At 32.7% G+C, this 22725-nt stretch carries 17 protein-coding genes; 14 read left to right on the forward strand and 3 right to left on the reverse strand.

Going from position 1 to position 22725, the window contains the following annotated elements; translation table 11 throughout:
* Nucleotides 1-136 precede the first annotated feature (136 nt).
* Nucleotides 137-2986 carry a YhgE/Pip domain-containing protein gene (locus JG554_RS00650; protein ID WP_203265336.1) on the forward strand — a complete coding sequence of 950 codons (2850 nt, stop codon included), beginning with the start codon at nt 137-139 and terminating at the stop codon, nt 2984-2986.
* A 488-nt stretch (nt 2987-3474) separates the two neighbouring features.
* On the opposite strand, the gene JG554_RS00655 is transcribed toward JG554_RS00650, so the two are convergent.
* Complete coding sequence (locus JG554_RS00655; protein ID WP_203265337.1) at nt 3475-5076, reverse strand: trypsin-like peptidase domain-containing protein; 1602 nt, start codon at nt 5074-5076, stop codon at nt 3475-3477.
* A 295-nt stretch (nt 5077-5371) separates the two neighbouring features.
* Here JG554_RS00655 and JG554_RS00660 point away from each other — a divergent pair, with 295 nt between their 5' ends.
* The 4 genes from JG554_RS00660 to tnpA all read left to right on the forward strand — a co-directional run bounded on the left by JG554_RS00660 (nt 5372) and on the right by tnpA (nt 10933).
* Nucleotides 5372-6913 carry a poly-gamma-glutamate hydrolase family protein gene (locus JG554_RS00660; protein ID WP_238394779.1) on the forward strand — a complete coding sequence of 514 codons (1542 nt, stop codon included), beginning with the start codon at nt 5372-5374 and terminating at the stop codon, nt 6911-6913.
* Between the two features lie 381 nt (nt 6914-7294).
* The gene (locus JG554_RS00665) at nt 7295-8362 is read left to right on the forward strand and encodes an acyltransferase family protein (RefSeq protein ID WP_107360242.1); all 1068 of its coding nucleotides are present in this window, start codon (nt 7295-7297) and stop codon (nt 8360-8362) included.
* A gap of 15 nt (nt 8363-8377) precedes the next feature.
* Nucleotides 8378-10252, forward strand: coding sequence for a glycosyltransferase family 2 protein (locus JG554_RS00670; protein ID WP_070038757.1), 1875 nt, complete (start codon nt 8378-8380; stop codon nt 10250-10252).
* A 195-nt stretch (nt 10253-10447) separates the two neighbouring features.
* On the forward strand, nt 10448-10933 hold the full coding sequence (gene tnpA, locus JG554_RS00675) for an IS200/IS605 family transposase (RefSeq protein ID WP_182478095.1): 486 nt from the start codon (nt 10448-10450) through the stop codon (nt 10931-10933).
* A 431-nt stretch (nt 10934-11364) separates the two neighbouring features.
* Here tnpA and JG554_RS13270 read toward each other — a convergent pair whose 3' ends face one another.
* Nucleotides 11365-13557, reverse strand: a complete 2193-nt coding sequence (locus JG554_RS13270; RefSeq protein ID WP_203265338.1) for an LPXTG cell wall anchor domain-containing protein — start codon at nt 13555-13557, stop codon at nt 11365-11367.
* A 439-nt stretch (nt 13558-13996) separates the two neighbouring features.
* Here JG554_RS13270 and JG554_RS00685 point away from each other — a divergent pair, with 439 nt between their 5' ends.
* On the forward strand, nt 13997-14878 hold the full coding sequence (locus JG554_RS00685; protein WP_046206882.1) for a mechanosensitive ion channel family protein: 882 nt from the start codon (nt 13997-13999) through the stop codon (nt 14876-14878).
* 102 nt (nt 14879-14980) lie between these two features.
* Here JG554_RS00685 and JG554_RS00690 read toward each other — a convergent pair whose 3' ends face one another.
* Entirely contained in the window at nt 14981-15715 is a 735-nt protein-coding gene (locus JG554_RS00690; RefSeq protein ID WP_070038761.1) for an NAD-dependent protein deacylase, read from the reverse strand.
* 213 nt (nt 15716-15928) lie between these two features.
* On the opposite strand from JG554_RS00690, the gene JG554_RS00695 reads away from it, so the two are divergent.
* The 8 genes from JG554_RS00695 to JG554_RS00730 all read left to right on the forward strand — a co-directional run bounded on the left by JG554_RS00695 (nt 15929) and on the right by JG554_RS00730 (nt 22117).
* Nucleotides 15929-16495, forward strand: a complete 567-nt coding sequence (locus tag JG554_RS00695) for a PadR family transcriptional regulator (RefSeq protein WP_052722081.1) — start codon at nt 15929-15931, stop codon at nt 16493-16495.
* 22 nt (nt 16496-16517) lie between these two features.
* On the forward strand, nt 16518-17666 hold the full coding sequence (locus JG554_RS00700) for an FAD-dependent oxidoreductase (RefSeq protein ID WP_070038763.1): 1149 nt from the start codon (nt 16518-16520) through the stop codon (nt 17664-17666).
* Nucleotides 17667-17884: 218 nt separating this feature from the next.
* Nucleotides 17885-18748 carry a MurR/RpiR family transcriptional regulator gene (locus JG554_RS00705; RefSeq protein ID WP_046206885.1) on the forward strand — a complete coding sequence of 288 codons (864 nt, stop codon included), beginning with the start codon at nt 17885-17887 and terminating at the stop codon, nt 18746-18748.
* A 14-nt stretch (nt 18749-18762) separates the two neighbouring features.
* On the forward strand, nt 18763-19062 hold the full coding sequence (locus tag JG554_RS00710) for a PTS sugar transporter subunit IIB (protein ID WP_046206886.1): 300 nt from the start codon (nt 18763-18765) through the stop codon (nt 19060-19062).
* A gap of 36 nt (nt 19063-19098) precedes the next feature.
* Nucleotides 19099-20394, forward strand: a complete 1296-nt coding sequence (locus tag JG554_RS00715; RefSeq protein WP_070038765.1) for a PTS sugar transporter subunit IIC — start codon at nt 19099-19101, stop codon at nt 20392-20394.
* A gap of 18 nt (nt 20395-20412) precedes the next feature.
* A complete protein-coding gene (locus JG554_RS00720) occupies nt 20413-20733 on the forward strand; it encodes a PTS lactose/cellobiose transporter subunit IIA (RefSeq protein WP_046206888.1) in 321 nt (106 codons plus the stop codon).
* A gap of 1 nt (nt 20734) precedes the next feature.
* Nucleotides 20735-21022, forward strand: coding sequence for a hypothetical protein (locus JG554_RS00725; protein ID WP_080937846.1), 288 nt, complete (start codon nt 20735-20737; stop codon nt 21020-21022).
* A gap of 6 nt (nt 21023-21028) precedes the next feature.
* Nucleotides 21029-22117: a DUF871 domain-containing protein gene (locus tag JG554_RS00730; protein WP_070038767.1), complete on the forward strand. Its 1089-nt coding sequence runs from the start codon at nt 21029-21031 to the stop codon at nt 22115-22117.
* Nucleotides 22118-22725: the final 608 nt, after the last annotated feature.

Genomic DNA, 22725 nt, shown 5'->3' on the forward strand with positions numbered 1-22725 from the left:
TTAGTTGATGTCTATCAACTATGAAAAGGTTAAACGTTATTAATGAATTCAGTATATCAATTTATATGCAATAAACAAATAGTAATTTGAATTTTATATAAGAAGAAATCACAGATCTAGTTTTTGAGGTGTATAAATGAAAAACGTAATAAAATTATTTTTTATGGATTTAAAAAAGATTGCTAAAGCGCCTAGTGTATTAGTGATTTTAGGTGGTTTAGCCTTGCTTCCTTCGTTTTATGCTTGGTTTAACTTGGATGCGACATGGGATCCATATGGTAATACTAAAAATATTAAAATTGCAGTTGTGAATGAAGATAATGGGGATAAAGTCAAAGGTGAAAAAATTAATGTTGGTGATCAAATTACCGATAATCTTAAAAAAGATGATAACTTTGATTGGCAGTTTGTAAGTAGAAAAAAAGCAGATCATGATTTGAAAATGGGAGAATATTATGCAGCCATTTATATACCAGATAAATTTACACACCAAATTACTGGTACGTTGCGAAAAGACCCACAACAAGCAAACGTTGAATATAAAGTGAACCAAAAACTTAATGCGATTGCGCCTAAAATGACTGATGCTGGAACAAGTGCTATCGTTCAAAAAGCGAATGAACAGTTTAATGAAACAGTGACACAAGCACTTTTAGATGAAGCGAATCGTCTAGGTGTAAAACTTGAAGAAGAGATTCCAACCATCAATAAAATTGAAGATGCTGTATCCGAAGCGAATAAAGCTATGCCAAAAATTAACGATTTTGCAGATACACTTATTTATTTAGATGAAAACCAAGATCTAATTGACAATTATGCGGATCGATTTAGAGGATTAGGTGACTATAAAGGTGAAGTTATCGATGCAGCAGATAAGTTAAATCAAGTTAATGCTGCAATACCTGCATTGAACGAGCGTGCTAAACTAATACTGGCATTAAATGACTACATGCCAAATATTGAAAATGCGCTTAATGTTGCTTCTAACGATGTGCCAGAAGCCTTTCCTAAAATCAATCGAGGTGTTGATATTGCAAGCACTGGGGTAGACGCTGGCTTACAAGGATTGAACGATGCACAAGGTTACTTGCCTGCGATTCAACAACGCGTAGAAAGTTACCAAGAAGTCGTTGATCGCGCACAAGATGCAAATCAAAATGTTAATCAACGCCTAGAAGATAATATACAAACTGAGCAGCAAAGTGCTAAGCATTCAGGTCGATATTCAAATATTCAAACATCGCAAATAAGTAATAATCAAAGCGATGATGATGACAATGAACAACATGATTCTACAGTAAGTAGTAAAGATGTTAATGCTATGCAATCTTCATTATCAGAGTCATTGTTATCACTTTCTAATTATGCTGACAAACAAGCCGAAAGTAGTCAGGAAGATATCAAAGCGTTGGAAAATGTCACATATGGTATTTTATCTACAGACAAACCTAAAGATTTTCAAAAAACACTGGATCATATTAAATCCAGACTGGAAATGACTAGTAAATTTAATCAGCAATTTATCGATATATTAACAGAACTAGAAGAGAGAGAAAATGTCGATTTATCGAATGAAATCAAAGAATTAGAATCGACAAATAATAAAATAAATGACTTAATTAAGCAGCAGAATCAACTTAGTGATGCACTGTCAAACGGAAGTTCTGGTAAGGCAGAAGCAGTAGCATTACTTAAAGACCTACCTCGCGTAAATCGTAGCTTGGATGATTTAAGAAATTATATTAAAACAGAACTAAATCAGAATTTGTTCGACATATCAAACGAAGTAATGTCTGTATTAAATGAAGGTGATGCTAGACTTTCAACGCTTCAATCGAAATTAAATACGATAGAACAGGTTATAAACTCTGGACAAAGTATTTTGACAACAGGCAAAGATAGAATCGAAACGATTCAAAGTGCATTGCCAACCATTGAGCAAAGATATATGGATGCAATGGCTACTGCACAAAATTATTATCCACAATTTAAACAAGACGTTGCGAACGCAGCATCCTTTATTGAAAATGATTTACCAGGGTTAGAGCAACAATTGTCTGATACGACAGCAACAGTAAATAGCACGATACCGACCTTATTCAATCGTTACGATCGTTTAGTTGATATTTTGGATACCAATCAACCACGTGCCAAAGAAGGATTGCATAATTTAGCGAATTTCGCACGTAACCAATTACCAAATGTTGAAAAAGATCTTGCTAAAGCGAACAAACTATTTGATGAGATTGAAAAAGATGATGCGGTAGACAAAATGGTAGATTTATTGAAGAATGATTTGAAAAAACAAGCGAATGTGATTGCGAACCCAATAGATATTGATCAAAAGGATGTATTTCCTGTGAAAGACTATGGTTCAGCAAGCACGCCATTCTATACAGCCTTAGCCATTTGGGTAGGTGCGTTATTGATGGTGAGCTTATTAACGACAGATAATAAACACAAATCATTAGCACCATACCTATCAACAAGAGAAATATATTTAGGTAAAAGTGGATTATTCTACTTATTAGGTATCGTTCAAGCGCTTATTGTATCTATTGGTGATATCGTAATACTGAAAGCACAAGTAGAATCAATTGGTTGGTTTATTGGTATCGCAGTATTCGCATCAATCGTATTTGTTACCATTGTTTATACTTTGGTATCACTGTTAGGAAATCCAGGGAAAGCCATTGCCATCATCTTTCTTGTGCTACAAATTGCAGGTGGTGGGGGAACATTTCCTATCCAAGTTACACCAGAGTTTTTCCAAACGATTCATCCTTACTTACCATTCTCTTATGCAATCGATGCATTAAGAGAAGCGGTTGGCGGACCTGTTCCTGAAATTCTAACTCAAAAATTAGTAGTACTTTCATTATTTGGTATAGGATTCTTATTAATTGGTGTAATATTCAAACCAATTACAGATCCACTGATGAGAAAAGTAACTGAAAAAGCTGAAGAAAGCGATGTAATGGAGTAAAGTTGCTAACAAGTTAAACGTCAAAATGATGTTTATCAGTTTGAATGATGATAGTGAAAAACAGTTTTGGTCTAAAACAGAAACTTAAAAATATAATGAGCGATGAATTTCACTTCAAATAAGGGAGTAAGACAGAAATCTAATTTTATTTAAAAGATTTTGTTATCTCCTCTTGCTTGGGTAATTAGAATTGAAAAAAGTATAAAATGACTACCTAGAGCTGTAATTCATGCATAAGTCCCACTAACTCAATCAATTGAGAAGTGGGACTTTTATTTTTTGAATCAGTTTAGATTTTGAATGTATATGCATACTTGTTTAGAAAATAGATCTAATTCGTAGTTGCTTTTCTATATTATAATCCTGTTGTGAGCCGTTAAAAGTGATTGAAGGTATGCATTTTAATATAAAAAGACACTTTAAGGATTTCGAATTATTGCAACAATAAAAACATCCTCGATAACAATCGAAGATGCTTATTAAATAGCTTAGATAATATTTTGAATAACTTCTTTGCGTAATTTAGTTCTTAATTCTGCCATCGTATTTAAGTGGTATTTTTTATAATCACCTGAATCAATTCTAAAAGCGTGTATACCTAAAACTTCATTTTTACTATTTAAAATGGCACCTCCTGAAGAACCAGGTTCAGCCATCATTTGATAATAGCCCATTGGATTGATGTTGCGAGCCATAAGGGAATATTTTCCCTTAGAATGATACATCGTACCCATAGGATCATTCTTGAATTTACCAGTTGGTAATCCATAATGGTACATATGAATAGGCGTATTAGCCTTGATATTAGTAATCGATTTTTCTGGAGCAATTTTACGTATTTTCATATACTTTGAAATATCTTCTTTTGTATATAATAATGCGACATCACCAAATTGCATCATTTTTACACCAATCACATTGAGAGAACGTGTGTAGGTTGAACCTTCTTGTAGCAGGTTCACTCTAAGATTTTGTAATGAAGATGGTGACATTGGTTTATGTGCTTCTGGATTATTGACGACGTGATTAGCTGTTAATATTGTATGTTTACCAATTGCAGTTCCAGTGCCATATGTCAGGGCTTTTTTAATAGGATTCCAATTAAATACGGTTGCAATATTGGCTGATTTTGCAGTCGTATGTTCTAAAGTAACTCCTTTATTGCCGGATTTTTTCATGATTTTTAATGCATCATTGATGCCGGATGCTTCAGTCGTTTGACCAAAATCCCGCACATTATCGCTGCCTGGTATCTTTGATGACCAAGTTTTAGGTGCTTGATTATAGTAGTTGCTGTTTTTTGAAGTTTGCTTACTTGTTTTTGGAATAACCTTTACACTTTTAGATGCTTTTGCTTGCTTAGCTAATGGTTTTGTTTGTTGTTTTTTTGTTGTTGAAGATAAGGTTTGTGGTTTTATATTTTTATTTATTTTAGTCGTATTCGTTTGATTTTTTGTTGTTTTAGTTGAACTTGATAGTAACTGTGGTTTTATAGATTTTGATGTACGCTTAGAAGAAGTATGTTGAGCTACTCGAACTTTGGTTTTTGATGACCCACTTTGTTTTTGTTTAATAGATGCATTTGTTTTTTGATTTTTGTTAGTGGGCATAATAGCTTTATTTTTATTTTGAATTATTGGTTGTTTTGCTAGTTTTTTCTTTTGGGTTATTGGTGAGTGCGATTGTACTTTTATAGTTTTTGATGGTGGTTGCACATTTTTACCCAAAATTACTTTCGGAGTATCTTTTAGAGCCCCTTTTATAACTGGATTTTTAAATTCTATGTCTTTATTATTGTATTTCAATTTAGTGTTTTGCTTGGGAAATTGAACTCCATTTTGTTGTGATTTTAAATTGCTATTACTAACTATTTTAGTATTTTTCCCGTCATTTGTAGTATTGATCTTTTTTGTTGCTTTTGTTGTTATCGGATATTTTTTAGTTACTTTATGGTTAGTTGGATAGTTGATATCAGTAGTGTTTTCAGCAGCCTCCATTGTATCAACATGAAATATTATCACCAAACAAATTATCATAGATATGGCGATGATTGCAGAAATATATTTTATTGCCCACGACGGTTTATTCACTTAATCTGTCCCCTCTGTTTTTTGTGTAAAAAGTAAATAAGATTATTTCTTTAATATTATATACTTTTTCTTTTGTGTATGGCAATATATTTTTGAGAATAGGAATAATATAATGAAATAGACATTTGTTTGGCAAAATATACTTGTGATAACTAACTTTTTTCTTTATTGCAGTATTTTTTTACTAATGTCATAAGCTATTAATCTTAAGTTAAACAACAATTTAATTATTGCATTTAAAAAAACATTGTGTATTATTAAAATTATAGAAAACATTAAGGGGAAAAGAATGAAAATGAATACGAATATACGTACTTTTTCTAGCAAGAAGTTAGTGCTAGGGCTTGTAACGACTGCTATTGGGATTAGCACGATTGCTTTAGTAAGTGAAAATGCACATGCGAGTACTTCAACAGTAAAATCACAAACAGTAACAAAAAAAACTAAAACTACGACTTTGACAACTAAACCAACTACAACGGTGAAAACAGTAAAGCCTGCAGTGGTAAAAGCAACGACAACAAAAGCTGCTACAAATGTAACGACTAAAAAACCACGAGCAACAGTAAAACCTATAGCGCAAAAAGCACCAGTGACGAAGCAGTCAGTACCTGTAAAAAAACCTGTTAGTAAAGCTATTTCAACAACGACGATTAAAGCACCTGTTACGTCCAAAGTACCGACGACAACAGCGAAGAAAGCAAGTACAACAACAAAAGTACCGACGACAACAGCGAAGAAACCAAGCATAACAACAAAAGTACCGACGACAACAGCGAAGAAAGCAAGTACAACAACAAAAGTACCGGCGACAACGGCGAAGAAACCAAGCACAACAACAAAAGTACCGAAGACAACAGCAAAGAAACCTAGTACACCGATAAAAAGCACGACAATATCATCGACAAAAACACAAACAACTCCAGTAAAGACACAGGGCACACCGACAAAGACTCAGGCTTCAAGTAAAACAACGCCGCAGACTACAAAATCAAACACACCATCGACAGTACCTACACCATCTGCGCCAGTACAACCCAGTACAATAGCAAACGCACCAGTCAAGACAAATGAAGAATCTCAAAACACAGTAACTCCTAAACTCGAAAATACGAACATTCAAGATAAGACATTACAGTCACAAGAAACAATAAAAGCAACTCCAGAAACGGAAACAAAGACAGCTAGTGCAACGCGTAAACAAGATTATTATAAGTCTATGACAGAATTATACAAAGATACGACAGAAGGTATCGACTGGAAGAAAGATACACGAAATGTCGGGAAATCAGTGTTGATAGTGGCACCACATGGTGGGAACATTGAACAAGGGACTTCAGAATTAACAAAACTAGTGGCGAATAATGGTGATTTTGATTATTTTTCATTTGAAGCGATACGTCCATCCAACAACACACAATTACATGTAACATCTACAAATTATGATGATGCAACTTTGCATGAGATGATTCAAGATCGAACAGCTACCATTTCAATACATGGTGCTCAAGGTGAAGAACAACTCGTATACTTAGGTGGTTATCAATCACCGCTTAGAGACGCCATTCAAAGTCAACTTGAACTTAAAGGATTTGTAGTGAAGATACCGCCAGAATACCTTGGTGGGCTGAGTAATGCTAATTTTATTAATAAAGTAGAGGAAAGCACAGGTGTTCAATTAGAACTAACGACCGCTTTAAGAAAAGCGTTTTTCAAAGATGAAGACACTAGCACAGCATCACGTAAAAAAATAGAAAATTGGACTACCACGATGTATGATTTTGCTGAAGCACTTAATGGTGCAATCAAGCAAGTCTATCCAGAAAATCAAGGATAATATATTGAATTTATTGCTAAAGTAGCACGTTTCAAGTTTTTAATTTTAATAAGCTAATGACCTCAATGCGTATGTATATACGTGTTGGGGTTTTTTATATATTTTAGTGAGATTTATATTCGGGTAGTCTAAGGGAAGTCTAAATATTCCGATTTTCTGTAGAAAAACAAAAATTGTAATTGCGCATATATTTATAAAATTGTATAAGGACATAGCATGTAGCGTTAATAAATAAATCTCTAAGTATAGATTTCAAAAACAAAGAAATGTTTGAATTCAAAAAAACATTGTAATATAATTCACGTTATTTCATGCAAAATGATAAATTCACATTTGCGAAAATTTGAACATACATAGATTAATCTAAAGAGGAGCACAATGATGAAGGTATATACATCTATTATTTTTTGGATGAGAGCAATTGCTTGTCTAAGTATTGTGATGATTCATACAATTACTACAACATTTTATAAATTTGAAATGCCGAATGATGGCTATTTATTAAGGGTTTTTCAATTACTGTTATTATACGCGACACCAATGTTTGTTTTTATTTCTGAGTTTTTATTAGCGAAACAATATAAGACACAGGTTAAAGAAGGATTTGTAAAACAGAAGTTGCTGACATTAGGGATTCCATATATCATCATTAACTTAGGTTTAGCGTATGTCTACGGGCAGCCTAATAATTTAATGGAATATTTAGATTCTGTACAATTTATGATGTTTCATGGAGGCACGCTGACATATTTTATTGTTATTATTTTTCAATTTTATGCTTTACATATATTATTTGCGAAGCACTTAGTAAAACTTAATCCATTAAAATTAATCGTATATTCATTAGTTATCACGATGCTATTTTGGGCTATGAGAACTTTTGTTGATGCACCAGAGGTTGGGTATTTAAATTGGTTATGGCAACGAGAGGGTTGGATGATATTCATAGGTTGGCTTAGTTATTTCTTACTAGGTTTTTATATGGGTTATTATTATGAAACGTTGATGGCCAACATACAAAAGTATACGAAATACATTGTGTTAGGAACTGTTATAGTGACGGCCATAACGCTGATCAATTACTTGTCGGGCTGGTTAACGCTAGTGGACTCTAAGCGTATTGATACACCAATCTATGTTACTATGATAATCTTAATATTCTTTCTAATATCGTCTTATGTTAAATATGTACCAAAATTTTTCATCTTAATCAGTAATTATTCTTTTTCAATATACTTAATTCATTACTTTATTGTACATAGGTTAGGGACATTACATGAACATCCTATATTCAATATCGTATTTACATTTACATTAACGATTACGTTCTCAATATGCATTGCTTATGTGTTTAACCAGTTTAAACTAGGCAAATATATAGTAGGAGGCATTGGGAACGTTAAGTATGATACGTTTTATCAAAGTTATAAAAATAACCTAGTAGATTAAAAAGGGGAGAATTGAATGGATAAATTAGTCTCGGTTATTATATCTGTCTATAATAAAGAACCATTCTTAAAAAAATGTATTGAATCTTTAATCAATTTAAATATGGAACAATCAAAATTAGAGGCAATCTTTGTTGATGATTGTTCTACAGATAACTCTGTAGCAATGATTGATAGTTATGCTAACCAGTATGATTTTATCCGATTAATTCAGTTATCAACGAATACAGGTAGTCCGTCAGAACCAAGAAATATAGGTATTAAAGCTGCAAAAGGGAAATATATTGCCTTATTGGATGCCGATGATTGGTTAGATACTGAAGGGTTTCCAAGATTTATGGAAAAAGTTAATAGTGATGATGCAGAGTTAGGCTTAGGACAAAGCTACAAACATACGAATAAAAGTATTACGTATCATGCTAAATTCACATCCTATAAAGATGCATCAAATTTGGTGCCACAAGATATTGAAAAGATTTTTAGAGCAGTAGGGCCACCGGGTAAAGTATTTAAACGTGATATTGTAATTAATAATCAGATTCAATTTGAACATATGAAATTTGGTGAAGATAAATTATTTTTCATCGATCTTATTTCTAAGATTCAAAACATTACGATGTCTACGATACCTGTTTATCATGTGAACAGATACGATGAAAATCAATCACTTGTGAAAGAGACCTCAGTGGTAGATAAAGCTTATTTGAATGTGGATATAACCAAACGTATTTGTAAGATGGATATATCCGAGTCTCTGAAAAAAATGATGTTATCAAGAATGGTGGAAGTAGACTTCTTTAGAAGGTTGTTGCATACAAAGACGTTTTTAAAGTCTGATAATAAGCAAACGTTCTATGCTATTTTTGATGATGTAGAACAGATGCTAAATGAATATGGTTATGATATGAAGGAATTTATTAGTAACAAAAAATTTATAGCTATGTATACACTTTATCATCAAGAAGATAAGGAAGCTTTTTTAAATTTTACAGAAGCACTTGTTTATGGTTATTGGCGTTATTATATGAAAAAAGATGCAATTTACATGGAAGTTGACAGTAATTGTGCTATTTTAGAACCAACACCAGTGCGTTGTTATCCAGTGTATGAAGGTACACAAATGCTAAATGGTGAATTATATGAAGTGATTAAAGTATTGAAACCAGAAAACGTTCAAATCAATGGTGTGAAATTAATTGAAATTAATAACGCAATGAACGTGTATCATGTTGATTATGTGTATAAAGATAAAAGCATTTATATACCCCAGGAACAATTTAAGCAATCGAAAGAGATAGATGTTAACCTCGGTGTGGAATTTGGTGAAACGAATGATATCGCCTTAGTTTACGCTTCTTACCCGAGTAATAATGACATTTATAAAATGAAACGACAAAGCTTCAAGTTAGAGTTCGTCAATAAGTTGAGGGAAAAATACAAAGGAAAATATTTCCTAACGGCATCAGAACCATTGATGACGCTTAAAAAAACAAATGTATATCGTGATATTGAATTTGAAACGAAGCTCATGAGTTTAAAACCAGGTATGAAAGTAGTGCCTAAAGATGTTCAGTTCACATCAAATGGTACACCTAGATTAATTCTTGAAGATGATAGTGTGATCACAGCAAATAAAGATTTTGTGGCACAGATTCACATGGACAACCATCATAAATATATTACAGATGTTCCTAATGAGATTAAAATTAAAAAAGTTTGTAAGTTATATCATTCTAGAATATTCAAAAGTGAGCCATTGGAAACACTTAAAGTTGGAGACACGATTAGTATCGCTAATATTGCTTATACGAATAAATCAACACCACGATTAGTTACACAAGAAGGAAATTACTTAACAGCAAATAAAGATTTTGTTGAAGTTATAAAATAATATTTAAATCATGAATATATTTAAAAGGCTACTAAATAACCGGAAGTACTGGTTTTAGTAGCCTTTTTTGTTTTGGATAAAAAAACCATACGCTATGCGTATGGTGCAGTATGGTTATACCGTTGTATTAAAAATTGCATCTCTACGTGCTAAAATAATATTTGGTCAGCCAACCAAAATAAACAACACGAGGAGATGCAACTTATATCATCAGACACAAATAGTTTAGCACATACAAAATGGAATTGTAAGTATCACATTGTCTTTGCTCCTAAATATAGAAGACAAATTATATATGGAAAAATAAAGAAAGATATTGGAATAATATTGCGACAGCTGTGTGAAAGAAAAGGCGTAGAAATTATTGAAGCTGAAGCATGTAAAGATCACATTCATATGTTAGTTAGTATTCCACCCAAATTAAGCGTTTCGCAATTTGTAGGATATTTAAAAGGAAAGAGTAGTTTGTTGATTTTTGATAGACATGCACATTTAAAATATAGATATGGTAACAGAAAATTTTGGTGTAAAGTTTTTTACGTTGATACAGTTGGAAGAAATAAAAAAGTTATAGAAAATTATATTCGTAATCAATTACAAGAGGATATCGTTGCGGAGCAATTAACACTTGTTGAATATATAGATCCTTTTACTGGCGAAGAAACTAAGAAGAAAAAATAAAACAACCCTTTTAAGGGTTGCTGGGAAAGTAGTACATATGGCTGATCTTCTCAGAGCCCTTATCAGGGCTGGTCAGTAACAAAGGCTTATAGCCGAAGAACAAACCACCCGATATACGGGTGGTTTTGATTTCTTAGGATTAATCGTGCCATTTTTAAATTATGCAGGTTTATATATTGCATTGGGCATATTGATGTTATTATTAATCATTCCATACTATTTATTTTATGGACGCTATTATTATAAATACTTTTAGTCAAACATTTTTAAAGTATAACTTTTTTGTTAATTGAATTACTATTTATAAAAAGCAACGTGCAATAAGACATTGTACGTTGCTTTTTAATTCGTTTTTACTATAATAGAAATTTTTCACTTATAATTTTCTGAAGGTTAGCATGTTAGATTAGGTTTTGTTTTATGGATTAAAGTTAGCGTTCTTTTCGTATGCTTTTACGTCTGAATAGGATGAATATAACACCAAAAATTGCTGCGACTGCGCCTAATAATGGATTTGCTTTATCTTGTAATTGTCCAGTATTTGGTAGTTGATTTTTATCAGAATAATCGGTACTTTTTTTAGTCACATCTGTTTCTAAAGTGGGATACATAAATTTAGATGTTACGTGATTATTTGAGTTATAAACCATATTTGAAATAGAATTGTAGTTCGAATTATGGAATTTTTCCGGATTACCTATTAAATCACTGTTGTTGAAAGTGGCTAAGCCTTTTGTATTATTGGAAATGTTTGAGTTATTCATTAATTCAGATCTATCTGTATTATTTAAATAATCTAGGTTACCTGGGTTATCCGAATTATTTAGGTTATCCAGATTGCTAGGATTGTCCGGATTATCTGAGTTGTCTGGGTTGTGAGTATTGTCCGGATTATCTGAGTTGTCTGGGTTGTGAGTATTGTCCGGATTATCTGAGTTGTCTGGGTTGTGAGTATTTTCCGGATTATCCGGGTTGCTAGGATTATCCGGGTTGCTAGGATTATCTGGGTTACTAGGATTATCTGGGTTACTAGGGTTATCCGGGTTGCTAGGATTATCCGGGTTGCTAGGATTATCCGGGTTGCTAGGATTATCCGGGTTGTTAGGATTATCCGGGTTGCTAGGATTATCTGGGTTGCTAGGATTATCCGGGTTACTAGGATTATCCGGGTTACTAGGATTATCCGGGTTGCTAGGGTTATCCGGGTTGCTAGGGTTATCCGGGTTGCTAGGGTTATCCGGGTTACTAGGATTATCCGGGTTGCTAGGGTTATCCGGGTTGCTAGGGTTATTCGGGTTGTTAGGATTATCCGGGTTGCTAGGGTTATCCGGGTTGCTAGGGTTATCCGGGTTACTAGGATTGTCCGGGTTGTTAGGGTTATCTGGGATTTCGCAGACTTCGTTTATATACTCAATTTGCTTCGGACTTAGGTTACTTTTTAGATAATCTAATTGCGCATTATTAATTTCATCTTCGGTAAAACCTTGCGTTCGCATGTTTTCTTTTTTTAATTCTAACTGTCTTTGGAGGTCATCTTCGTTCCACGTTCCACCTACATTTGCACTTGTAGAAAGTAATCCATTACTCAAATTTTGCGGTGTATCAAATTGTTTAGTAAACATTATGCCATAAGCACTATTGGCTTCGATGTTACCAAAATTGACAATTGCTACATTACCATTAAATGTTACGCTTACCGGAGTTAGTATATGTTGATACTTACTCATACCGTTAGTTGAAACTGCAGGGTAATATCGATTTACTACCCAGTTTGATACGTCTGTTGTGGTTACATTTTCATATGGTAGTGTAACTCTCATCTCGGCGTTGTCTATTGCATAATCAGTAGCGAAAACGGCTCTCCAATACTGTGTTTTAGTAGCTTCATTTGGACCATCTTGCCAATGTTGAATTTCTAAATTACCAGGACCATAATTTTCTGTATCTACCGCATTTGGATGATTATTTGGATTTTTAACTTTTTCTTGGTATCCATTATTCGAATAGTCATCTAAATTTGTATCCATGATACTTTTTGCATTTAAATCAACATTATTTGTATATGACGTAGTTACTTCGTCCGCAGTACAATTTTCACCTGTTTTGACACCATTTTGAACAGTTTGAGTACGTTGTGGTATATAGCCGTTTTGTTCTTGGAAATATGTTAAATTGCCATCTTTATCAGCATCTTTATTTATATCTGACGTAGTTTCAACTGTCTTTGAAGTCGTTTCTTGGGTAGGATATTGATTTTCAGCATAAGAAGTTGGCGTATTGTTTGTTACTTCGGGTTGATTTACATCGGATGTATTTTCATTAGTGTTTAGTGTTGTGACTTCTTCTGTCGTATTTGTAGATTCAGTCATATCATTCGTACTTGCTGAGGACTCTGATTCTGTTATTTCTGTTTTATTATCATTTTGATTAGTTGATTCATTAGGTTTAGTGGTTATCTTATTGTTATCCTCGACGAATGTTTGATGAGCTGTTTGTGTTGAATCTAGTTCGCTAGCATTTGCTTCATTGTGCATACCTACCATTAAAAATGTACCCAGTAATATGGATCCAGTACCAATTTTAAACTTTCTTAAAGAAAATCGTTGAAAACTACCATTTTTCATAAAATCATTCCCATCCCAATTTATAAAATTACATCATTCTTTACTATTTATACAGTACAATCTATTATAAAGCAATATAATTTTACAAAGTTTATTAAAAAAATACAAAAGTTGTTAAACATCTAAATATTAAAGACTGTTATAATGTTATTTTTTAGTAAGAATGACAGATAAAGTAATCAATCATTAAAGATTTTTTATAATTTATATTCACACAAAATAAAGCAGGATAGTGAATATCTATCCTGCTTTTAGACTTCATATTGAAATAAAAGTGTCACTTTATGTTAAAGCAAGTTGTCCAAAACCTTAAAGGGTTTAGATAACTATTAAAGTATGATAACTTTTGTAATGGGAAAAGCAATTTCTTAATAAATCACTACTATTTGATGTATTGTAACACAACCGTATAACGAGCTGAGAATGGAGGAAATACAATATGAATCAATTGAAGCAATTTTTTATGAAGTTGATTGAACCACTTACACAGGTAGAATTTTATCAATCACTCTTAGTCAATATATTAATTATCGCGGCATATATTTTGATGGGTATTATAGTGATTGCCATTGCGAAGAAATTAGTGACGAAATTCTTCAAAGCGAATGCAAAGAAAAAAACACATTATAAAATTAAGCGAAGTGAGACATTATCTACACTAGTTCAAAATTTAGTTAGCTATGTTGTATGGTTTATCGTGCTCACCTCAATATTATCACGCTTTGGGATAAGTGTATCGGCGATTTTAGCCGGTGCCGGTGTAGTCGGTCTAGCGGTCGGCTTCGGTGCACAAACAATTGTCAAAGATATTATCACTGGTTTCTTTATTATATTTGAAGGACAATTTGATGTGAGTGATTATGTGCAAATTAATGCTTCTGGTGTAACGATTGCGGAAGGTACAGTTAAAACGATTGGTTTAAGATCCACACGTATACAATCAGATACAGGTGAAATATATACTTTACCCAATGGAACAATAAGTGAAATCGTCAATTATTCTGCAACAGATGTATCACCACTTGTGATGATACCCGTTTCGCCATCAGAGGATTATGAAATGATTGAGAAAAAATTATTAGACTTTTTACCAACATTAAAAGATAAATATGATATGTTTGTCGCAGCACCTGATTTATTAGGATTAGACAGCATCGATGGCAATCAAATGATTATTAAATTATTAGCTCATGTGAAGCCAGGCATGCATTTTCCGGGTCAAAGATTGTTGCGTAAAGAAGTTTTACATTACTTTAATGAAGAAGGTATTTCTACACCAAAACCAACGCTGGCAAAATTTGAAGAACCCGAAGTTGAATAATAATGTAATTATAAATAAAGAAGCGTATCTACATGTTAATTGTGCATGTAGGTACGCTTTTTATTTTTTAAACTATGCGAGCACACTAATTTATTTGGAATTTTACGATATCGCAAACAGTTCATTAATGACTGAGACCATATCATCGTGAATTACTAAATTTGCATCACTATCATAAGGTGTAGGGTCTCTGTTAATAATAACTAAGTTTTGACCCTCAAAGTTTGAAATAAGACCGGCGGCAGGCTGAACGACCAGTGAAGAACCTAAAACAACGAGCGTGTCAGCAGATTTGATTTTATGCAAGGCGTCAAAGATCGTGTCTTGGTTTAGCATTTCTCCATAAAGTACGATATCTGGTCTGATGGGACTGCCACAAGTTTCACAATAACGTAAGTTGTGGTGAATCACGTATTGTTTAGAATATTTTTGGTTGCAGTTAATACAATAAAATCGGTTTAGTGTACCATGTAGTTCATCTGTGTGTGAACTCCCAGCATCTGAATGTAGACCGTCAATGTTTTGAGTAATGACACCAAGGGATTGTTGATGCTTTTCAAGTTGTGCAATCCACTGATGAACGATATTTGGTTTTTTATCAGCAAACAGTAAATAATCATGACAAAAATTAATAAAGCCCTCAGGGTCATTTTGGAAATAGGTTTCACTTAGTAAATACTCAGGTGAGTAACCATTTTTTGAAATTTCTTCATATAAACCGCCAATAGAACGAAAGTCAGGAATACCACTTGCGACAGATATACCTGCTCCTGTAAAAAATGTAATGCTATTAGAAGTATCGATGATATTTTTTAATGATTCAATATTATGATTCATAAGATCACTCCATTAAAATATTTAGCACTTATTGTAATTTTGAAATTTCAATATTACATTCAAACCAATTTTAAAATGAAGTATTGATTTTAGCAAATTTAGGATTATGAATATATCTAACTAGCAACGGTTATTATTTTTCGATATATCGCTTGACGAGTAACGATATATCGTTTAATATTTCGATATATCGAAATGGAAGGATGATAATAAATGTTTAATAGATCATTTCACAATAGAAGACATATCATGATGCAACACGGAGAAGGTGGATTTGGACAAGGGTTTGAAAAGATGTTTGCAGCCGCACGCGGCAGGGACCGCTTTTTTAAAAAAGGAAATTTGCAATATAGCATTTTACGATTATTGTTAACCGAACCCAAACACGGTTATCAAATTATTAAAGATCTTGAGGCACAATTTAAAGGATTTTATTCGCCAAGTCCAGGCAGTGTTTATCCTATTCTTCAAATGTTAGAAGATCGTGGATTTGTTTCTGTATCAAAAGAAGGAAAGAAAAAAATCTATACAGTAACAAAAGAAGGTAAGGCATTTTTAGAGGACAATATTGATAATGATGAATTTACAAAACGTATGGAACAATTCAAAAATATGGATATTGACAAGATGAAAAAATCACGTGATGAGTTACAAGCACTTTTCCAATCATTTATGTTAGCAGGACAAAGTGCAATGAAAAATGAAGAGAAATATGAGCAGTTTCAACAATTAATCAAAGAAACTGAAACAAAGCTAATGAATTTTATTGAAGAAAAATAAAAATAATGAAAAAGGTGTAAAAATGAAAAAAGAAAATTTAAATCATATTGCGATTATTGGTGGGGGACCAGGAGGCTTAATGTTAGGATTACTTCTACAACAACAAGGCTTACCATTTACAATCTATGAACGTGGTTACCCTAATATGCATGCTGACCGAGGTGGTTCATTAGATATTCATGAAGACAGTGGTCAGTTACCATTGAAAGAAGCTAATATTTTTGAAGATTTTCTGATGCATGCGCGCTTTGAAGGAGAGGATACACGAATTGTGCGTAAAGATGGCACGATTTTGTTCGACGAAGACGCAGGAAGTGAAGGTAGTAGACCCGAAATTGATAGAGGTAAGTTATGCGATATCATCATTGCACAAATTAACCCTACAAATATTAAATATGGTTATAAATACGAAAAGTTAATACAACATGATAATAGGGAAATTGAACTCGTTTTTGAAAATGGGATGACAGTGATGACAGGATTAGTAATAGGTGCAGATGGAGCCTTTTCTAAAATTCGCCCGTATTTAACAGATGCTAAACCAACGTACACTGGTATATCTATGATAGAAATGAACTCGAATGAAAAAGAACATCCAGACCTTTTGGCATTTAATAAAAATGGAAAGGTTATGGGACTAGGAGGAGATCAAGCGATACTAGGACAACTTAATGGCGATGGTCGTATTATGGCCTATGTAAGTCTTAAGACAACATATGAAATGCTAGATGAATATCGTGCGTTATCACTAGAAAAATTAAAAGAAAGACTATTAGTTGAATTTAGTGATTGGGGTACAGAATTAAAAAAATATATTGCATATAGTTATGATGATATTAAATTTCGTCGTATCTATCAGTTGCCAATTGGTTTGAAATGGATAACACAGCCTAATATCACACTTATTGGTGACGCTGCACACTTAATGAGTCCGTTTGCAGGAGAAGGTGTCAATATGGCATTATATGATGCATATTTGTTAGCACAATCATTCAAAAATAAAGAAAATGTTATTGATATATTGAAGGCTTATGAAAAGAAAATGTTTGAAGTTTCAGAAGTTCATGCTCAAGCGTCTCAAGATAATTTAGAGCTAATGTTTTCAAACGATGGCGCAGAAAAGATGGCAAACTTCTTTATAGATATGGAAGCACAACTCAGTGAATCATAAATTATTCATATCATATATTTAACTTAATATCAGTTGCGTAATATCAAAGGTTTATCTCTAAATCAAAATGGAGGTAAACCTTTAAACATACATAGATCTAAATTCAGCTTGTGAAAAGCAATATTTTCAAAAGTATCATTTTACAAATAAAAAATAATTTGACACACGAAATAATGTTTTGTAAATTGTATCTAAGGTGAAACAATATTTAAAAAGGGGTGATAGTCATTCGTAATATTTTAATATTATTGGAATCATCATTAGCGACATTGAATCCCTCGGAATATAGAGTGGCACAGTATATCATCGATTATCCGCATAGAACGATCAACAGTTCAATACAACATTTAGCAGACCTAACAAATGTCAGTGAAGCGACGATTGTTAGGTTATCTAAAAAAATAAAATGTAAGGGCTTTCAAGATTTAAAGATGGAAATTGCTATGGCGTTAAATAGACATAATGAAATTGAAGATGATTATGAAGAACTCAATATTACTGATTCCAATGAAAGCGTGATTAACAGTATTTCTCAAAGTAATGCTAAAGCGATAAGGAATACAGCTCAAATTTTATCACCAGTAGCGTTAGAAAAAGCGGCTTTAATGATACATCAGGCTAGGAAAATTTGTGTGTTTGGTATTGGTGCTTCAGCAATTATTGCAGAAGATTTAAAGCAAAAGCTCACACGCATTGATAAGTGGTGTGAGGTTGGCAAGAGCTATGATGAGCAAGCGACATTGAGTGCCAATGTGACAAAAAATGATGTTATTATTGCTATTTCGAATACTGGCCAAACAGAAGATATTTTGCAGTCATTAGCATTAGCACATAAAGCGGGGGCTCAAATTATTTCCATAACTAAATATAGCAATAATGATGTAGCAGACTTAGCACATATTAACTTGTTTTATAGCTCTTCAGAAAAGCCAGTGAGAAGTGCAGCAATGAGTTCACGTATAGCTATGCTCAATGTCATAGATATTTTATTTGTATCATTAGCCAGTAGAGATTATGAACGACATACGAAATTATTAGAGCGTACACGGCAAGCAGTTAAAGTTAAAAAAAGAAAATATTGAAAGGGTGTTGTTTTATGAAAGTAATAATGGTTTGTTCAGGTGGCATGTCTAGTTCTATGATTGTTGATGCTGTGAAGAAAGAGGCGGCAAAAGAAAATTTTGATTTGGAAATCGTAGCAGTTGGTACCGAAGCATTTGAAAATGAAATTGCTGATTACGACTTAGGTTTAGTAGCACCTCAAGTGAGACATCGATTAGATAAATTTAAAAAAGTCGGTGAAGCAGTTAATAAACCTGTAGATGTCATAGATCCAATGGGCTATACACCGATTGGCGCACCTAAAATTTTAAAGCAAATAAAAACGTATGTATAAGTACTAAATTAAATAAGTAAACAGAGGGTGTATGTTATGCAGAAATTTTTGAAATGGATTGAAAAGGTATTAATGCCACCCATGGCCAAAGCTTCTGAGCAACGACATTTAACTTCTATTCGTGATGGTATTATCGCAACACTACCACTTATCATAGTTGGATCGTTCTTTACTTTATTTGCGTCTCCTCCCATACCAGCTTTAGAAAAATTAGTAGAACCGCATGCTGAGAAGATAATGATCGCTAATAGAATGACGTTGGGACTGATGGCAGTTTACGCTGCATTTTCAATGGGCTATAGTTTAGCAAAATCATATAAAATGGATGGCCAAGCAGGTGGATTACTTTCACTAGCAACATTTTTAATGATGACGTTACCGCTCAACTTAGATGATAAATTACCTAAAAGCGATGCTGTGGGTTATGTGTTGCCTATGGCAGATTTAGGTGGTTCCGGCTTGTTTGTAGCAATCATTTCAATGATATTTGCTGTTGAGATGATGCGACTCGTAGTGAAGTCAGGGTTTACGATTAAAATGCCGGATCAAGTTCCGGGATCTGTTGCACGTTCGTTTGAATCTTTGGTACCTGCAATCGTCATTATCGTTATTTCTTGGTTTGTAAGAGTGATATTAAATATAGATTTAAATGCTATTATTAATAAAATCTTTGAACCTTTAGGTAATTTTGCCGGTGACAGTTTATTAGGTGCTTTGATTCCTGTGTTTTTCATTGTACTTTTATGGTCAGCAGGTATACATGGTGTGGCAGTAATGGGGGCAGTCTTCCAACCTATTTGGTTTTCATTATTAGATCAAAACATAGATGCTAAGGCTGCTGGGGAACCATTACCACATATTATTGTCGAACCATTTTTCCAGTGGTTTGTATGGATAGGCGGTGCAGGAGCGACACTGAGTTTGTGTATATTGATGATATTCTCAAAATCTGAATATTTGAAGAAAGTAGGACGTTTTTCCATTATACCGAGCATATTTAATATCAATGAACCACTTATATTTGGTGCGCCATTAGTTATGAATCCGATTCTTGCGTTACCGTTTATAGGAATTCCACTTATTTTAACGACGATTACTTATTTTGTATTTAAGTTAGGTTTGATAGCTAAAATCACGATACTTGCGCCATGGACATTACCGGGGCCTTTAGGGGCATTATTTGCAACGAATGGTGACTGGAGAGCACTGGTGTTAGTCGTATTTAATCTTTTAGTTGCAGTAATCATATATTATCCATTCTTTAAAATGTACGAACGTAAAATGATAGAACAAGAACAAGGTGCTATAAATGATGATTTTAACGACGATTAATTGAGATGGGGAGATTTGATGAGTGAACAAAACGAACAAATTATTTTTGAAATTATTTCACATGGTGGTAATGCAAAAAGTTTAGCATATGAAGCTTTGGATGCGGCTACCGCATTTAATTTTGAACAAGCGAATGAACTGATGGCAGAGTCGAAGCAAGAAATGAGTAAAGCACATAATATACAAACAGAATTAATACAGTCTGAAATAAATGGTGACAAAGTACAAACATCTTTATTGATGATACATGCACAAGACCATTTAATGACAGCGATTAGTGAGAAAAATTTAATTGAAAAAATGATTGAGTTATATCAAAAATTAGAAGAGAAGTGTTAATATGATGCGATTGATTTATTTAATAGTATTATTTTTACTCATATTTTGCTTTTATAAAATAGCCCATTTTATAGTCAATAAATTTCATTTTAATAGATGGTTATTACTGATAGGTATACCATTTATCGTCGTTGTCCCTGTAGTTATATTTGAAAATATTAATTTGTTTGGATGGGGAATAATATTACTTTTATTAATATTTACGAGTATCCTCTTTTTTGAAAAATCTCGTGTATTGATTGAGCAACGTCAAATGCGTGGCATTATATATAAATCAAATAAGGAGTAAATATATATGCATAATTTAGGAATATCAGTTTATCCGACCCAATCAGATTTAGGAGAAATGTGTGACTATATTAAAATGAGTGCAAAATTCGGATTTAAGCGCATCTTCACAAATTTACTTTCAGTTAAAAGTGACGAAGAAGCGGTTTTTAATAAATTTAAGTCAGTGGTAAAAGTTGCTAAAGAGAATGATATGACAGTGATTGCGGATATTAACCATAAAGTTTTTGAAGCATTGAATTTAAAGCGTGATGATTTGTCCTTTTTTAAAACACTAGGTGTATCAGGAATACGTGTAGATGCGGGATTTTCAGCTCAAGAAATAGCACAACTGAGTTATAACAAACAGCATATGTATGTAGAGTTAAACATCAGTGTGAGTGATACATTTATTGAAGATGTGTTAAGTTATCAACCTAATTTAGACAAACTTATAGGTTGTCACAATTTTTATCCTCAAACCTATACTGGTTTATCATATCAACATTTTGTAAATACGAGTGAAGTTTATAAAAAAAATAATGTTCACACTGCAGCTTTTGTTACTTCACAAGAAGCAACAGTAGGGCCTTGGATAATTATGGAAGGCTTACCGACATTAGAAAGTCATAGGAAATTGCCTATAGCAGTACAAGTTAAGCATTTATTAATGACGAATTTAGTGGATGATTTTATTATTGGTAATGCATTTGCTTCTGAATCTGAGTTACAATCACTTTCAGAAATTAATTTAGCAATGCCTAGTTTTGATGTTTATTTAAATAACGATATTACTGGATTAGATGAAACTATTGTGACAGAGGAATTTCATTTCAATCGGGGGGATATTTCAGATTATGTTATACGGTCAACGATGAGTCGCGTTCATTATAAGGATGAGCCATTCCCGCCAAATAACACAAAACAAATTAAAAAAGGTGATATTGTGATTTGTAATGAACAATATGGTCACTACAAAGGGGAGCTGCAAATCGCATTACAAGATATGGAAAATCATGGTTATAAAAATGTTATCGGACATGTAAAAAAAGAAGAACATTTCTTATTAAATTTATTAAAACCTTGGCAGTCTTTTGAATTAAAAGTGATATCATAATCTTTGTTTTATAGTGCGTGACTGCTTGGTTATTTAAGTATAAGTGGAAAGATTATAAAAAATAAATTGATTATGCAGTAATCGATAAGTGTGAAAAGTAGTTGTTTCTCACAAAAAGCATGATATGTATTTACCATAAGAGACTAAGCAATAGAAAAATTTTGAATTGAAACCCAATCAGTAGGACTAAAATAAAGGCACTTTCGTTAAATTCATTATAAATGAATCGTACGGAGGTGTTTTTCTATGTACAGCGTTTTTTATCCAATGAAAATGAAGGATATTGTGCCAAATAAATTAGTGTTAAAGCATATAAGAAACTTTTATGGGATATTAAAATTATTCAATTTCCACTTTAGAGTCTAGCCGATAAATCGGTCTTATATCTCAAAAGAAAACCACTCATTTTAAGAGTGATCTTGATTCATAACATTAAAACTTCTGATAATCATTGGTTATGTTAAGAGGAAAATGTAAAAATACATTAGTTTTTTACATATAATATCTAAATAGTCAATGATACATGCATTTTTAGTTACTATTAAATCCTTAAGTGTATATTGAAAAAATTTTCACTTTTTTCAAGAAAAATGTTTTATTTTTAAAAA

It is taken from the genome of Staphylococcus sp. 11-B-312, assembly GCF_016743055.1.
Classification (GTDB): Bacteria; Bacillota; Bacilli; order Staphylococcales; family Staphylococcaceae; genus Staphylococcus; species Staphylococcus ureilyticus.

Excerpts from the sequence above, each read along its gene's own strand:
- tnpA (WP_182478095.1), top strand. The coding sequence starts at position 10,448 with ATGCAACTTATATCATCAGACACAAATAGTTTAGCACATACAAAATGG.
- JG554_RS00685 (WP_046206882.1), top strand. The coding sequence starts at position 13,997 with ATGAATCAATTGAAGCAATTTTTTATGAAGTTGATTGAACCACTTACA.
- JG554_RS00670 (WP_070038757.1), top strand. The coding sequence starts at position 8,378 with ATGGATAAATTAGTCTCGGTTATTATATCTGTCTATAATAAAGAACCA.
- JG554_RS00720 (WP_046206888.1), top strand. The coding sequence starts at position 20,413 with ATGAGTGAACAAAACGAACAAATTATTTTTGAAATTATTTCACATGGT.
- JG554_RS00690 (WP_070038761.1), bottom strand. The coding sequence starts at position 15,715 with ATGAATCATAATATTGAATCATTAAAAAATATCATCGATACTTCTAAT.
- JG554_RS00695 (WP_052722081.1), top strand. The coding sequence starts at position 15,929 with ATGTTTAATAGATCATTTCACAATAGAAGACATATCATGATGCAACAC.
- JG554_RS00660 (WP_238394779.1), top strand. The coding sequence starts at position 5,372 with ATGAATACGAATATACGTACTTTTTCTAGCAAGAAGTTAGTGCTAGGG.
- JG554_RS00730 (WP_070038767.1), top strand. The coding sequence starts at position 21,029 with ATGCATAATTTAGGAATATCAGTTTATCCGACCCAATCAGATTTAGGA.
- JG554_RS00665 (WP_107360242.1), top strand. The coding sequence starts at position 7,295 with ATGAAGGTATATACATCTATTATTTTTTGGATGAGAGCAATTGCTTGT.
- JG554_RS00710 (WP_046206886.1), top strand. The coding sequence starts at position 18,763 with ATGAAAGTAATAATGGTTTGTTCAGGTGGCATGTCTAGTTCTATGATT.
- JG554_RS13270 (WP_203265338.1), bottom strand. The coding sequence starts at position 13,557 with ATGAAAAATGGTAGTTTTCAACGATTTTCTTTAAGAAAGTTTAAAATT.
- JG554_RS00650 (WP_203265336.1), top strand. The coding sequence starts at position 137 with ATGAAAAACGTAATAAAATTATTTTTTATGGATTTAAAAAAGATTGCT.
- JG554_RS00725 (WP_080937846.1), top strand. The coding sequence starts at position 20,735 with ATGATGCGATTGATTTATTTAATAGTATTATTTTTACTCATATTTTGC.
- JG554_RS00700 (WP_070038763.1), top strand. The coding sequence starts at position 16,518 with ATGAAAAAAGAAAATTTAAATCATATTGCGATTATTGGTGGGGGACCA.
- JG554_RS00715 (WP_070038765.1), top strand. The coding sequence starts at position 19,099 with ATGCAGAAATTTTTGAAATGGATTGAAAAGGTATTAATGCCACCCATG.